Annotated in this window: 14 protein-coding genes; 4 read left to right on the plus strand and 10 right to left on the minus strand. The window is 35.1% G+C overall.

Annotated elements, in window-relative coordinates; translation table 11 throughout:
• Window positions 1–147: 147 nt before the first annotated feature.
• Complete coding sequence (locus tag HU823_RS02620; protein WP_197221046.1) at window positions 148–618, minus strand: hypothetical protein; 471 nt, start codon at window positions 616–618, stop codon at window positions 148–150.
• A 642-nt stretch (window positions 619–1,260) separates the two neighbouring features.
• Here HU823_RS02620 and bla point away from each other — a divergent pair.
• On the plus strand, window positions 1,261–2,187 hold the full coding sequence (gene bla, locus HU823_RS02625) for a class A beta-lactamase (protein ID WP_197221047.1): 927 nt from the start codon (window positions 1,261–1,263) through the stop codon (window positions 2,185–2,187).
• 308 nt (window positions 2,188–2,495) lie between these two features.
• Here bla and HU823_RS02630 read toward each other — a convergent pair whose 3' ends face one another.
• The 9 genes from HU823_RS02630 to HU823_RS02670 form a co-directional block, all read right to left on the minus strand.
• Window positions 2,496–3,083, minus strand: coding sequence for a DUF1349 domain-containing protein (locus HU823_RS02630; RefSeq protein ID WP_197221048.1), 588 nt, complete (start codon window positions 3,081–3,083; stop codon window positions 2,496–2,498).
• A 146-nt stretch (window positions 3,084–3,229) separates the two neighbouring features.
• Window positions 3,230–3,670, minus strand: a complete 441-nt coding sequence (locus HU823_RS02635; protein ID WP_197221049.1) for a YybH family protein — start codon at window positions 3,668–3,670, stop codon at window positions 3,230–3,232.
• A gap of 360 nt (window positions 3,671–4,030) precedes the next feature.
• Window positions 4,031–4,675, minus strand: a complete 645-nt coding sequence (locus HU823_RS02640) for a TetR/AcrR family transcriptional regulator (protein ID WP_197221050.1) — start codon at window positions 4,673–4,675, stop codon at window positions 4,031–4,033.
• A 5-nt stretch (window positions 4,676–4,680) separates the two neighbouring features.
• Window positions 4,681–5,958 carry a glycosyltransferase gene (locus HU823_RS02645; protein ID WP_197221051.1) on the minus strand — a complete coding sequence of 426 codons (1,278 nt, stop codon included), beginning with the start codon at window positions 5,956–5,958 and terminating at the stop codon, window positions 4,681–4,683.
• 393 nt (window positions 5,959–6,351) lie between these two features.
• Window positions 6,352–7,419: a peptidyl-alpha-hydroxyglycine alpha-amidating lyase family protein gene (locus HU823_RS02650; RefSeq protein WP_370630009.1), complete on the minus strand. Its 1,068-nt coding sequence runs from the start codon at window positions 7,417–7,419 to the stop codon at window positions 6,352–6,354.
• Window positions 7,420–7,680: 261 nt separating this feature from the next.
• The gene (locus tag HU823_RS02655; protein WP_197221052.1) at window positions 7,681–8,544 is read right to left on the minus strand and encodes a phosphotransferase family protein; all 864 of its coding nucleotides are present in this window, start codon (window positions 8,542–8,544) and stop codon (window positions 7,681–7,683) included.
• A gap of 364 nt (window positions 8,545–8,908) precedes the next feature.
• The gene (locus tag HU823_RS02660; RefSeq protein ID WP_197221053.1) at window positions 8,909–9,346 is read right to left on the minus strand and encodes an NUDIX hydrolase; all 438 of its coding nucleotides are present in this window, start codon (window positions 9,344–9,346) and stop codon (window positions 8,909–8,911) included.
• Window positions 9,347–9,992: 646 nt separating this feature from the next.
• On the minus strand, window positions 9,993–10,343 hold the full coding sequence (locus tag HU823_RS02665; RefSeq protein WP_144699748.1) for a DUF2178 domain-containing protein: 351 nt from the start codon (window positions 10,341–10,343) through the stop codon (window positions 9,993–9,995).
• Complete coding sequence (locus tag HU823_RS02670) at window positions 10,333–10,572, minus strand: helix-turn-helix transcriptional regulator (RefSeq protein ID WP_144699746.1); 240 nt, start codon at window positions 10,570–10,572, stop codon at window positions 10,333–10,335. The genes HU823_RS02665 and HU823_RS02670 overlap by 11 nt, the downstream gene beginning before the upstream one ends.
• Before the next feature lie 847 nt (window positions 10,573–11,419).
• Here HU823_RS02670 and HU823_RS02680 point away from each other — a divergent pair.
• The 3 genes from HU823_RS02680 (at window position 11,420) to HU823_RS02690 (ending at window position 14,065) form a co-directional block, all read left to right on the plus strand.
• Complete coding sequence (locus tag HU823_RS02680) at window positions 11,420–12,370, plus strand: response regulator transcription factor (RefSeq protein ID WP_197221055.1); 951 nt, start codon at window positions 11,420–11,422, stop codon at window positions 12,368–12,370.
• Window positions 12,371–12,524: 154 nt separating this feature from the next.
• Window positions 12,525–13,373, plus strand: coding sequence for an ABC transporter ATP-binding protein (locus HU823_RS02685; protein ID WP_197221056.1), 849 nt, complete (start codon window positions 12,525–12,527; stop codon window positions 13,371–13,373).
• Window positions 13,373–14,065, plus strand: a complete 693-nt coding sequence (locus tag HU823_RS02690; RefSeq protein ID WP_197221057.1) for an ABC transporter permease — start codon at window positions 13,373–13,375, stop codon at window positions 14,063–14,065. Before HU823_RS02685 ends, HU823_RS02690 begins: the two co-directional genes overlap by 1 nt.
• Window positions 14,066–14,181 lie beyond the last annotated feature (116 nt).

Genomic DNA, 14,181 nt, shown 5'->3' on the forward strand with positions numbered 1-14,181 from the left:
TTTAGTAGATTATGCTGACCATTATAACAAACCCTCTAAGTTAATCCACTTGGAATTTTTACTGAATACACGGATATTTTTTAATATACTAGCGATATAGCCCTCACAAACGGAATGCTGCACCTGTATGAGCATGGGGTTCTCTAATTATTTTACCTGGATGTTAGCAACGAACTCTGTATCTCCTTGATCAGAATCGAAGTCTATCTCTAGAACATAATTTCCTTTTTCTTTTGGAAAAAAGAAAGTTTTGTCAGCTTCACTTAGCATGTTAAGATCGTCCCCTTTTCGAGCTACCACACCAATGCGAACTCCCGAATATGGATTCATTCCTTCGATCTCATCTTGTTCAATAATTAAAAAACCGCTACTTCCAGGTTTAACGGTAATTTGCTTTTCCTTAGCAGCAAGTTCTTTTAGATCAATATATTCTTTATCATAATCTTCGTCAGTAAAGTTCCACTTTCGGTTTCCTTCTTTAAGTTTGTATAACTCATCGCCCACCTGAAGAAACGCTTCTGGTGGGCTTTCGTAATATTCTTCGCCTATACAGCCTGTTAATAAAAAAGGTGCAAGAAACAGTGTTGCTAGAAAGATTAAGCTTTTTGTCATGTTCATCGTTCAAATCCTTCACTTTTACTATTTTAATTTAAAAGGATATCAATCCGTTTTTGATTGGAAATGATTCCGAATGAAAATGAAAGGAAGATTATTAATATGAAGTAGAATTTTTTTATTTTAGTTTTCTTCCATATATATTTGTTTGTTAAAACGATTATTGAGAAGTAAACTACACTTGCAGCTATAGTAATAAATAGCACAGGAATTAATAATCCTTCATCTAATGTAGGATCTAAAGTCCTCCCAAGTGCTTCTCCAACATACAGATAAAGTAACATAAACAAAACGAACAAATAGTGAAATAAATATCCAAAAATGATGTTGAAAACAAACATTACAAAAAATAATAAAATGTAGTTCACCTACTTTAAATGTAATGTCAAATGAACCTAATTACAGCTACAGCCTTCATTTATGATGTTTGGTAAAAAAAATTCTCTCCATATATTTCATTTGTCTTTAAATATATACATCTAGCAAGAATAAAATTTGAGAGTCCCTCGTCCGACAAAAGCCTGTAATTCTTATTTAACTATATACTACATAAGTTTGATTCATTTAATGTTCGTTGTTGGTATATTAGGTATCATAGATTTGTTATTTGTAAGAAAATACATCAAAGAAAGAGGTTGAATTATAATGAGATCGTTGAGCAACATTTTTCGTTCATCTGCTTTTAGAAAAATTGTGCCTGTGCTTTTTCTGTCTAGTGCAACTCTTGTAGGTTCAATCAGTCATGTTGATGCTAAAGTAACAAGACCCAATGAACAAGGAACTGCGAATCATCATGTTTTTTCCAAACTTGAGGAGAAATATGATGCTAAACTCGGAATCTATGCTTTGGATACTGGTACAAACCAAACAGTAAACTATCAATCAGATGAGCGTTTTGCTTATACATCTACTCATAAGGCTCTAGCTGTAGGAGCGCTTTTACAACAAATTTTAATAGAAGACCTTAATCAAACAATTACCTATACACGCGACGATCTTGTCACTTATAGTCCGATTACAGAAAAGCATGTTGATACGGGGATGACTCTTAGTGAGATAGCGGATGCTTCTCTTCGTTACAGTGACAATACTGCTGGAAACCTTATTCTTAAACAACTGGGAGGACCGGTCGGATTTAAAGAATCACTGGAGGAAATTGGTGATTATGTTACCACTCCAGAGCGATATGAGCCAGATTTAAATGAAGTTAATCCAGGTGAAATTCATGATACTAGCACACCAAGAGCACTTGCTACCAGTCTTCGAGCCTTCACACTAGGAGAGATACTCCCGGTTGAAAAACGCGAACTATTAATTGATTGGATGAAGAGAAATACTACTGGAGATGCCTTAATTCGTGCAGGAGTGCCAAAAGGTTGGGAAGTAGCTGATAAGACTGGGGCAGGATCGTATGGTACGCGAAATGACATTGCGATCATTTGGCCGCCAAAAAGAGACCCTATTGTTCTTGCTGTACTTTCCAGTCGTGATCAAAAAGATGCTGATTATAACGACAAGCTTATTGCTGAAGCAACTAAACAAGTAATAAAGATTCTCAAAGTCAATAAATAATAAAGGTTACGTCCAATAGATGAAGTAGATAAGCGCTATAAAAAATGCAGGATAACTTTTATCTTGCATTTTTCTTTGACTTTTAAACTGTGTTGTACGAATAGAAGAGTTCATTTGACTTTCAAATTTTATCTGGTATACTCCACTTTCTGCTTTGTCATATTCTTCTTTAATCAGTTAAGTATGGTTTTAAAATAGCTGTGAGATTCGCATCAATTTTACTCTTAAACATAACGCTAAAGCCTATTGAGTGAATAAATAATAGTCCCAGGCAACCGCTGAAGATTCTTATTAAATGATTTGCTTTGCTATTCATGCTTTTGCCATAAACACTCCGATATTTTTATATTAGAAAATTCAGCTGTAAAGCTAGATTGTTCAGGACTACATGCATAAATACCAATATTTACTGTGTGATCTGCAGAGAATAGATGAAAGATTCGCATTTGCTTATAGTGTATACCGTCATAGGAACACTCGATGCAAAAGTCACTCTTACGACGACTTAATCTATAATACATGTGTTTTTGTTTTGCAGGAATATCAGTGGTTGCCCAATCGGAATATCCATTGTTTGTTACGACACTACCAAGACGTTGAAAGTCTTCATTTTCATATTCTATAGAAGCTTTGAACCAGTTATCACTCGATTGATATATAATAACGCCACATTGGTCAAAACGCCTTTTAGTATCAAATTCAGTACGCACTGTGAATGTAAAATACCTATCTTGAACGGGTAATAGTAAAGCAGGAGCATTATCATTTTGAAAACCATAATAAGTCCGTTGCCATAAATCCGTATGAGGTTCTGTTGTAATGGTTATATCGTTATCTTGAATCTCAAATTTATTAGGTTTAGAGATCCATTTATTATTTTCTCCAATAAAATTCATTAGGTACCTCCTTGGAGTAATGATTGTCTCGTCTAACTCTTCGGTTTAAGAACATAAGACTGTGTTGTATTCTGATGAGCTACTTGATCTAAGACGGTAGGAGCTGCGCAATCATTTGTACGCTCTTGGTTACTATTCTCAGTTATTTATCTTAGGTTAAAGATACCTTTTCCCGTATTCATATCTATTGGCAACGATGAATGTTCGTGTGTTATGACCCAAGACTCATTTACTTTTTTTAAGCCGAATGTAAAACGGTTTGTCATTTGACGTAGTTTCTCACCAGATTGTTCGCTGTAGGCGACGAACGAAACGGCACAATGAACAAATGCAACACTCGTATTTTCCTCAAGGGTTACATCATTAAAACCTACTTTTAGTAAGTTTCTGTCTTCACTCAAACTATTAAACCACATCACCACATTCTCTCTCCATGAAGAAATACCTTTACACTCCCAGTTTCCCCAGCAATCATAGATATGTACATCAGTAGCATAGGTAGATAAAAATTGATCAACATCTTTTTCATATACAGCAGATTTGTAATTTTCAAGAACGTCTTGAACTTTACTAATTGCAGTCATCATATTAACATCTCCTTTATAAAAGTCGTTTATTTTAAAACCACTAACTCTCCCTTAAATTCCATGTTAAAAAGTATCTACGCTCTTACTTCCTACTATATTAAATTATACGAATAGAAACTAAAAAAACTCAAGTTTACTCTTTAGCTCATTTGTCATTTAAAATTTATCATTCTTAAAGAAATTAACAGGACGGGGATCTCGATACTCATCCAATCTCTTCTGCTCTACTTATTTGTGTTGTAGGATGAAGAGAAGCTACTCATAAAAAGACAGAGCAAAAACGTAAGACATACCCGCCGATGATTGATATATTCTGACCGAATACCAATATTTTAAAATCTTGGTAAAAGCCTCTCATGGTTAATTCACCAGTACACTTTTAAGGGTAACAAATAAGATTTTTAATTTCTTTTGAATCATATTTAATAGTTCTTGCTTCGATTCATTTTCGATACTCACCTGATTCGTGATACCGGACATATAAGTTTCAATGAACATGATGATATCTGCCGTTGGTAGAGTAGGATTAAAATTTTTAAGATTGATCTGCTCTTCTAGAAATGAACAGAATTTTTCATGAAGGTATTGAAGATTCGAGACGTCATTAACAATACTTTGTACCTTCGCATACCGTTCAGGGTCTCTAGAGTAGAGTGCCATTAAGTTGTAGTAGACTGGCCCTTTGTCTACTACAGATTTTTGCATATATTCAGAAATATACATAAGAATCATTTCAAGCTTGTTAAGTGATTCATCACTGCCACTAAATATGGCGTTGATTTCCTCTTTTACTTCTCCCTTTACGCTTTCTTCGTTAATTAATGCTCCAAACACTTCATCAATATTAGAGAAATATTTATACACTCCACCCTGACTCATACCTGCTTCTAAAACAATATCTCTCATCGAAACTTCAAAGATTGGTTTTCGGATGCAGACTCTTTTAGCTGCATCTAATATTTCTTGCCTTTTCAATAGAGCGTGATTTTCACTTACTTTTGGCATACTTATCAATTCCTCTCTTTTCTATAGAAGCTTTCAATTGTTTTATGAATAAGTTCTGCACTCTTCTGAGCACCCTTTTCTGCTCTTACCTTCACACCTAATTCCTTCGCCTTCTCTCTAACTGCACTAGATCGCGTTAAATTAATAGCATCTGCCAGCTTATCAGTCGTCAATTCTTTACGTGGAATCGAACCTCCACTAACACCAAGCTCTACCATCCTTCTCCCCCAAGCGAATTGGTCGTTTCCATACGGAATAACAACCTGAGGTACACCTGATCGGAGTGCAGCAGCGGTAGTTCCTGCTCCTCCATGATGGACAACGGCAGCCAACTGAGGAAAAAGCCATTCGTGTGGAACACTTTTTATAAAAAGTACGTCTTCCGTATTCTCTCTTTCCTGCATGCCTGAACCTGCGTTAATGATTCCGCGTTTTCCGCTCTTTTTCAATGCTTGTAATACCATTTCTGTGGATTCAGCAGCATTTGCTTTATCTCCCACACTTCCAAAACCAATATATACAGGTGGTTCTCCCGCTGATAGGAACGCTTCCACCTCTGTTGAAGGTTTATAATCTGATTGATCTTCAATAAACCAATAACCAAAAGCGTAAACATTTTGTGGCCAATCTTCAGGAACAGGAAATACGCTCGGACTGAGTGATGTTATTGTAGGGTGACTGACTGTACGTTGTTTCGGGTAGGGATTCGCAAAACCTTTTGGGAGCATGCCATACCGCTGAACATAAAATTTCTTAACACCCAAGTTTGCCATCTTCCAAAACCCTTTTTCAAAGATGTGATGAGTTAGTTTATTAACAGTCTTACCGAGTCGAATTCGGTCATAAAAAATGATTGCAGGGTATTCTTTTGTTGGTGTCATAGGAAAAGGTGAAGCAAGGATGCTTGGAATACGCATTTCTTTTGCTACAAAATAGCCCAGGGTTGCACCTGGATGGTAAACAATTGCATCCGCACCCTCACAGGCTTTATGCATATCATGTTGACCACCAATCATCAACTCAGTGAGATCGTCATTTTTAAAGTTTAAGCTCGTAAAAAATTTCAAAGGGCTGTCAGCATCCCTTACAAGCCCACTCTCTAAAATCTTGGTGACATCACCTCGCATTGGTGCAAACTCAAACCCATACTCTTCGACAAGTTGTCGATATGATTGAGAAGCTGCAATTCGCACTCGATACCCTTTCTTTTTTAATTCTATACCTAAAGGAATAAATGGTTGAGTATCTCCTCGTGTACCTGTTGATAGCATGGTTATTAACATTTATGGTCCCTCCAAATAATTAAAATATAAACAACAACCTTGTCGTTATTAATGTAAACCATAAATTTTTCGTAGTCAATAAAAAGACAATGTTGTCGTTTTATCACCTTACGACTTTTAAGTATAATTTTACAAAGTAAGATAACAAACTAAACCAAACAAAGCTTAAACAACCTTAACTATCGTAAATGTCATGAGGAATAATAATCTACCAATGATTTGTACTTGATTATCCGGAGAATTTACTAAGGGTTTTTAGAACGACATAAAAAAAGAGCTTATTGTTGTTACAACAAGCTCTTTTCTTTGGACCCTAACGAAAACAGAATTAAAGCCGCAAACTTTATAAGTAATGAGTTAAAGTTTAACTCTTTTTTTTGAATAAACTATAATTTATCGATTCCTATCAAAAGATTGCAGTCTTTTATTCAAAAGTTCTGCGACATAAATTGTTCCCTTGTTATCGACAGCGATGTCATGTGGAATTTTCAATTGTCCCTCACCGTTCCCCCATGAACCGAAGCGTTCTAAGATCTCACCCTTCTTATTCAAAACTAAAACCTGACTTGTAAGTTTTTCCCTATTACCGTTTAAATAATCACCACCATCTACGACATATATCTTTTGATCAATCCCTACTTCAATGCCGTATGGTCTTCCGATATCTTTGTGATTCCAAACCGTAATCGGTTTTCCACGATGATCAAATATTTGAATCCTAGCATTATTTCGGTCTGCAACATAAATATTCTCTTTACTATCACTACTGATTCCATGCGGAAGGTTAAATTCTCCTAAGTCGTTTCCTAACTTATTGACTTGCCACTCTAACTTTCCGTCTGGATTAAACTTTGCTATCCGATGATTTCTATAACCATCAGCAACCACAAAAGAACCATCCTTTAAGACTGTAAGATCTGTAGGTCGAGCAAACGTATTCTCATTGATAAAGGTCGGGAAATTCGGTAGCACGTTTCGAATGCGTAAACGCCACTCTAAACCCTTAGGATAATCCTCACCGTACGTTTTAAGAAGAGTTCCATCCTGATTAAACTTAAAAATCTTATTCATTGAGATATCTGTGATCCAGATTTTATCTTCATGGTCGATTTCAAGTCCATGGGGAGATTTGAACAGCTCTGCTCCCCACGTTTTTTTAACTGTTCTCGTTTTACCGTCCAATACAACGATCGTCGACTCTTTGATTATGTTGTCCCCGCTATATTTCCCACTTGCTCGGTGGAGATAGTAGATGTCCCCTTCTGAACTAACAGCTATTCCACTTCCTTCTCCAGCTTCTACTGACTCTTTTTTGTTCGGCCAAAGCACTTTAGGTTGATAGAACGTTAACTCATTTATTTTTGAGGGTTCTTTAAATACCACATTAGGTTTTCCATAATTCAAATAAACACCAATCCCTATTATTGTACAAAGAACAACCCACCATCGTTTCTTTATCACTTATAACGCCGCCTTCTTGTTTTGTACTCTCAGCATACCGTTTATGTTGTTAAATGAACTCTGGCCTCAGCGCTAATTGTTCTAAGTCTAAAGGCGTATTTCTTTTAATAAACACATTTCATAAAGGCTTTAAACAAGATGGTTTTTGAGAATCCCTAGTTGGGTGTTCAAACAACCAGGCTAAGGTAGGATACTCTGGTAAGGGATGGGTATCAAGTCGAACGGATAATAGAGCTGAATAGAGGTTATTAGTTTGATATCCTAGCGATACACTTTAATTCCGTTTTCAAATGCACGAGTGTCGTTATTTATTAAACCATGCAATGCTGCTTGTAAAGCAAATGTGCTTTTATAAAATGTAACACGCTTAGCTATTTCTGAACCATTTGGATAAAGATCAATACATTTGTTAAAGAAATCCTCACTGTAACTCGATAGTATTCCTGCAAAATCATAGGCCGGATCACCAATACGAGTACCACCAAAGTCTATAATTCCTGAAATATCACATTTTTGGGGGTTCCATAAGATATTCGAAGCTCCAAAATCTCCATGTATGAGGGTTGTTTTTAAATGTTCATCATTATTAAGGAAACTCTCAAATGAATAAATAATATCCTTTTGAGCTGTCTCATTGATAAATGGAAAGAGCTTGTCCTGTATATTATTAAATAGTTCTTTCATTTCTTTATAAGGGTTACGATCTTTTAATTCTAGATACTTATCCAACTGCTCTTTTGATATGGAATGAATTTCGATTAAAAATGTTACGAGTTGTTTTGCAAGTTTTATGGAATCCTCTTTATTAACTTTAATTAAATGTTCATTCCAAAAAGGTTTGCCTTCAATTCTTTTATAACCGGTAAATACTTTACCAGGTTCTAACCGTTCAAATGACTTATATGTTGGACATGGAATTGGGATGGATATTGTGCCCCTAATATGTTCTAAGATTTTAGTTTCTTCTATTAAACTTACAATTCCTTTGTTGTACTTTGGAAATCTGAATACAAGAGAATTGTTTATTATTAAAACATCGTTATTTTGACCATTATCATTAGGATAAACATCTTCAATCATAAGTTCAGGATAGACTGCTTTGATACGTTTAATATAATCATTCATTGGTATACTCCTTGTTAAGTTAAACATATTCTTCCTTTAAGCCACTCAATTGTTGAAGAATAAACACATAAAACAGTGAGGCAGCTACAAATTAGTTTTCTTTTTTAGCTTCTTTCCAATATAAACTTACGTATAAAAAAGAAAATCCGAAAAATAAAGCTTGAATCATATTAGTAGCCAAGTTAATGATGAAGTTAAATCTTAAGCCGAATATTATATGTACTACACAATATAAACCAGTTAAAAAAATAAGACTTCTTAAAAGTATTTTTATTTGATTCAACCCCCTTTGTTTAAAAAATGTTAAAAAAAATAACCTGGTAGTTGAATAAGAACCTACTCTACATCCCTTAACTTACTTCAACTAATGTTTCAAATTCATATTATCTTGTAGCATTTTATCAGCTAGTCTGATGTTTTCCTTTAAAAATGCTGGTAAGTTTGTGTGTGCTAAAATTTCATCAGTAGTCATCCAAATAACTTCGTCTACCTCTTCTTTGCTTTTTGCATAAGGTTCACCCAATTTATGGTGACAAAGAAAAACAATATCAATGACATTTATCCCTGATTCAGTAACAAAGGAAGAACTATTTACATATCTTAGATCTGCAACTTCGCTACCTACTTCTTCAAGAATTTCTCGTTTTAAAGTCCTTTCAAGAATATCAGAAGAAACACCTTCAATTTCACACTTTCCACCAACTAGTGAAAGTGATCCACCAGCGTACTCCTTTTCATTTCTAAGGATTAACAGCCATTTACCGTTTCGGTGGATAGCACCTTCTACATTTACAACGAACATAAAGAAATCTCCTTTGACTATAATATCTACTCCCCCATTTCTATTTAAAGAAATGAACACAAACAGCTGAATAAGAGATACTTAAATCCTAATTGCTGTTTTATACTTAGAAATCATATTATTTATGGTGATCGCTAAGTCTAAATTGATTGATCTTTAAAAGAAAAAGAGTAGAGATTAATGACGTGGTAAATCCAATAAATCTAATAAGATCAAGCGTTTGTGATCTTTCATAATTGACCGAATCTGCTAGAGTGCCAATCCAAAAGATTAGAAATAAAAAAGAGTATGAACAAACAAAAACCATAGAATTCGTTCCACCCAATAACCTCTTTGCAAAGGAAAGGACAACAATTAGTATTGCAATTCCAATAAAAACATTTATCTCTATATTCGTTGGAACTCCCTCACCGTACAACACATGCAAAAAGGAAGCTAAAGGAAACAATATTAGAAGTAGTATCATTATGATTAGATGTATACATTTATTTAACAATGTCACTCTGTCTCTCCATTCCAATATTAATAATTAACATAAATTTACGATACCATTAATTCCATAATCTGGACAAATTGTAGAATGGGAGATTTAGATTCATAAAAAAAACGCAACGATTTACGTTGCGAAGTCATTAAACTATCAAACTCACAGAAAATCTCTCTTATATTGAACCGCTAAATATATACCACTTGCTAAAATGGCTAAGGCGTATTTGTATAAGAAGAATATGTTCGCCATATACTCAGTAGGAAAAACGATGTCACATAGAATGATCGTCATCAGCATAAAGTAACTGCTCTTCAAATGAATATTTTTTGTACGTTCATCTTCATTACCCATCTTTTTATAGAACACATAAGCTAATACGATACTAGCCATCAACAATAAAAAACCAATTCCTAAGAGAATATTCCAATTATCAGTAGACTGTTCAGCCCATGACTTTAGTGGGTAGAAAGCTGCACCAGGAATATCTGATATAGACTTAATTTCCATTTTCATCATTTCCTTTCATATAAGTAAAAACATCGTTTACATCAACTTTAAAGAATTCGGCAATTCGAAAAGCTAACAACAGAGTGGGTACATAATTTCCCTTTTCCATTACAAAAATGGTTTGTTTGGAGACCCCGACTTTTTCTGCTAATTCTTGCTGCGACAATCTGGCAAGTACGCGATATTCATAAACCTTATTTGAAATGGAATCACCAAAGTCTTTCTTCATGACATCACCTCTTCTATTTAATTATAAACTAATTTCTTACAAAAAGTAAAGTAAACTTATACTTTGTTTTAAGTTACTTTTATTTTTATTCAAATTACTTTGATTTTAATGAAAATCTCTATTATAAAAACCCTGAAAGAAACATTAGTACATTAAGATATATATTGATTTCCCATGTATCCATATAAAGTACGCCTAACTTCATTTGCCGTATGTTGAAATAGATGTTGATTAATTACCCACAACAACGAAAAAAGGCTGTGGTTTATTTAACCACAACCTTTTAACTAACACTATCTTGTTTATCTATCTTGTCCAAGGAGCATTTTAATGCTCTCTAGTGATTTAACATGATTGCCTTCAAGTTCCAGGATCTTAAAGCAGTAATTTTCTACGACTGCCTCGTCTCCTATTGCAATGTTCAGGTTTTCTGTTAGAATTCATCCACCAATCGTATCTACATCTTCATCACTCAGGTGGAGACCAAAAAGGTCATTCACCTCACTGAACAATACCTTACCATGAAGAACGGTCTTATTTGACCAGATTGACACGCAGAAAGATATTAGTCTAGGTTTCGCATTACAAGGAGTTGTGTCTTTTTCAGAAAGGTCGGTAAGTGAATATGAAGAAAAGGCTTTCCTTTTGAAATAGATTGAGTATTTAATTTCCAGTGAGTAGAATTAAGAGATGCGGCAATCATGACTGCTATGAAGCTAAAAAATGTAATCTATGTGCTAATTCCTTCTATATTATCAATCTTCTAAATGATAATGTTATGAGGGAATGATAATGTTTAAACTAGCTTACGAAAATGTAATTAAAAGTAAAAGAAAGGATGAGAAAAATGGCATGTTTTACAATCGATGAACAAGTGATTAATGGCGAGTCGCTTCCCTTATTTTCCCTTACTGTCAACGATTCGCAGGCAACATCAGTTTACAGTGATGCTGATGTGCAGGCTAAGTTGGTGAAAATCCTACGTAGCAATACTAGCATCCCCGTTCTTGATCTACAGGAGGGATTATACATGCGCCTGTCAGTAGAAGACAATATCGCTTTTTTTAAAAAATGGTTCAAATGTAAAATGCCATTACCTCAAATTCTGGTGGAGTTTGAACTGCATACATGTGCAAAGAAAGCTTTGCACCAATGCTCCGAATCTGAAATTCGACGAGTCTACTTTGCTAAATATTATATAAGCGGTTACAAGAAAATGGCCTTCCTGGAGCCGATACACGGTGTTGATATTATAACAGTTAATACGTTTATTAATATGCTTCAAAAAATAAAGCATCTACAGATACCTGTGCTTATTTTAGTATCCAGCATGGAACATGCACTTTTACTTGGAGATAGTGTGTACAAGCTTCAACAAAAAGGGTTGCAAGAAGTTGAAGTTGATGAAATGGCTACATTACAGCCTGAAATGGAAAGTTCTAGAGAACCAGTTGTTGCAAATCTATTCAAAATTTCTGCACGGGTAGGAGATAAAATAATTCTATTTGATCCGACAGAGATCGATTATATCGAAAGTCAGGATGGAAAGACAATGATTACTATTAATGAGGAATCTTTTGCGATGGAATACACATTGGCTGAAGTAGACAAGAAATTAGAGGTTTTCGGATTTTATCGTTGTCACCGGTCCTACATAGTAAATCTGCAAAAGGTACGTGAGATTATTACATGGTCAAAAAACTCGTATTCACTCAGAATTAGCAATAAGGTTCAGTCAACTATTCCCCTGTCTCGTTCTAAAATTCAAGATATCCAGGAGAAATTAATCCTCAAATAGACACAGTTCACCATAACTAGAAGGTCTTTTTAAAGATACTTTAACTTGATATAGGTACAGTTCAATCTCCTTTTCGTACATTTCAGCTTGATATGACTGCACTCAGTAATTCATTCCATTACGATGAAGGAAATCGTTGAAAGGAGTGTTTTAGTTGGAACACGTCATTGAAGTAAAAGGAATGCAGAAAATTTTTGGCGCACATACCGCCATTAAAAACGTGAGTTTTAATGTGAAGCAGGGGGAGATTTTCGGATTTCTTGGTCCAAGTGGATCCGGTAAAACAACGACTGTTAAAGTATTGACCGGAGAGCTGAAACAAACTGTTGGTGATGTAAAAGTACTTGGTATTGATTCAGCAAATTTTGGAACGTCAGAGTTCAAATCTCAGGTCGGAATATTATCAGATAACAGCTCGTTATATGAGCGACTGACGATCTATGATAATCTGAAATTATTTTGTAAATTATATCGTGCACCACTGAAGCAAATCGATGTGGTACTGCGAGAAGTTAATTTACATGATGAACGTTCCAAAACAGTTTCGATGTTGTCAAAAGGAATGAAACAGCGTGTACTGCTGGCCAAAGCGCTTATTCACAATCCTAAACTGGTATTTCTAGATGAACCAACATCTGCTCTGGACCCTGGAAATATGGCACACATTCACCGTGGACTTCAAAAGCTGAATGAAGCAGGTACAACCATTTTCTTGACTACTCATAATATGGAGGAAGCGACTGAATTATGTGACCGGGTTGCGTTTTTGCATAATGGAGAACTGCAGGAATTAGACAGCCCGAATTCACTCCGCTATAAATATTCCACGCACGCTTTTCATGTGGAAACCTTTAAAGGCAATCGGTTGGTCATCAGTAATCAACCGGATAAGGCAGAGCAAATCAGGGAACTGATTGCAAATGGAGAAGTTAAAACCATGCATACGGATAATCCGACACTTGGTCAGATCTTTCTAAAAGTTACTGGAAAGGAGTTAGAATAATGAGTGTTCAACGGATACTTGCAATTTTTGAAAAAGACATAAAAGATTTCCCCAAAAATATGGCGCTGTTGATGTTGCCAGTAAGTAATGCGTTACTCGCATTAATTTACTCCCTAACTTTTGACGGGGAACTTCCGATTAAACTTCTATATGTAATTATTGGGGCAACTTTATCAATGGTTACGTCAGGTATCATGATGAGCATGATAGCCGAAGAAAATGAGAACAACACAATGAGAGGTTTGATACAATCTCCTGCCTCGCTATTAGATATCATTATTGGAAAAAGTCTGGTTACAGGGATCATCACAGTTATTTCCCTAATAATTTCACTAATGATCGTGGGCATTGAACCATTTTTGAACTTCAGGGCGATTATTGGACTTATCTTGATGTTCCTATTCTTTCTTTTGTTAGGTATCGGTATTGGACTATTTTCAAAATCGCTTGCTGCCACATCTGGTTATCTGATGCCAGTCATGTTCCTGTTTGGTTTCACGCCAATGATTGCTACATTTCAGTTTGCGGAAGACAGTATGATAGTTAGAGTCACTAATACGTTTCCCATCATGCAAGCAATCGAATTGTACCAAAAAAGCTTTTGGCTACCATTATGTATAATCGCTATATGGATAATCGGAGCAGCATTGTTTACGTATGTTTGTTTTAGAAAAGTCATGACTGATGACTAATCTGGTAAGTTTGGCTGGATATCGTTATTCATACATTTAAGTTCAGATTAGTACAATTCAGCTCCAAATATGTACATTAGAGCTTTTTATGACTGAATTAATGATTAATCCATTGT

It is taken from the genome of Fictibacillus sp. 18YEL24, assembly GCF_015903855.1.
GTDB lineage: Bacteria > Bacillota > Bacilli > Bacillales > Fictibacillaceae > Fictibacillus > Fictibacillus phosphorivorans_C.

Bases quoted from the DNA above. Each gene is read 5' to 3' on its own strand.
- HU823_RS02670 (WP_144699746.1), bottom strand. From the start codon at position 10,572: ATGAAGAAAGACTTTGGTGATTCCATTTCAAATAAGGTTTATGAATAT.
- HU823_RS02645 (WP_197221051.1), bottom strand. From the start codon at position 5,958: ATGTTAATAACCATGCTATCAACAGGTACACGAGGAGATACTCAACCA.
- HU823_RS02655 (WP_197221052.1), bottom strand. From the start codon at position 8,544: ATGAATGATTATATTAAACGTATCAAAGCAGTCTATCCTGAACTTATG.
- bla (WP_197221047.1), top strand. From the start codon at position 1,261: ATGAGATCGTTGAGCAACATTTTTCGTTCATCTGCTTTTAGAAAAATT.
- HU823_RS02630 (WP_197221048.1), bottom strand. From the start codon at position 3,083: ATGAATTTTATTGGAGAAAATAATAAATGGATCTCTAAACCTAATAAA.
- HU823_RS02690 (WP_197221057.1), top strand. From the start codon at position 13,373: ATGAGTGTTCAACGGATACTTGCAATTTTTGAAAAAGACATAAAAGAT.
- HU823_RS02620 (WP_197221046.1), bottom strand. From the start codon at position 618: ATGAACATGACAAAAAGCTTAATCTTTCTAGCAACACTGTTTCTTGCA.
- HU823_RS02680 (WP_197221055.1), top strand. From the start codon at position 11,420: ATGGCATGTTTTACAATCGATGAACAAGTGATTAATGGCGAGTCGCTT.
- HU823_RS02660 (WP_197221053.1), bottom strand. From the start codon at position 9,346: ATGTTCGTTGTAAATGTAGAAGGTGCTATCCACCGAAACGGTAAATGG.
- HU823_RS02665 (WP_144699748.1), bottom strand. From the start codon at position 10,343: ATGGAAATTAAGTCTATATCAGATATTCCTGGTGCAGCTTTCTACCCA.
- HU823_RS02640 (WP_197221050.1), bottom strand. From the start codon at position 4,675: ATGCCAAAAGTAAGTGAAAATCACGCTCTATTGAAAAGGCAAGAAATA.
- HU823_RS02635 (WP_197221049.1), bottom strand. From the start codon at position 3,670: ATGATGACTGCAATTAGTAAAGTTCAAGACGTTCTTGAAAATTACAAA.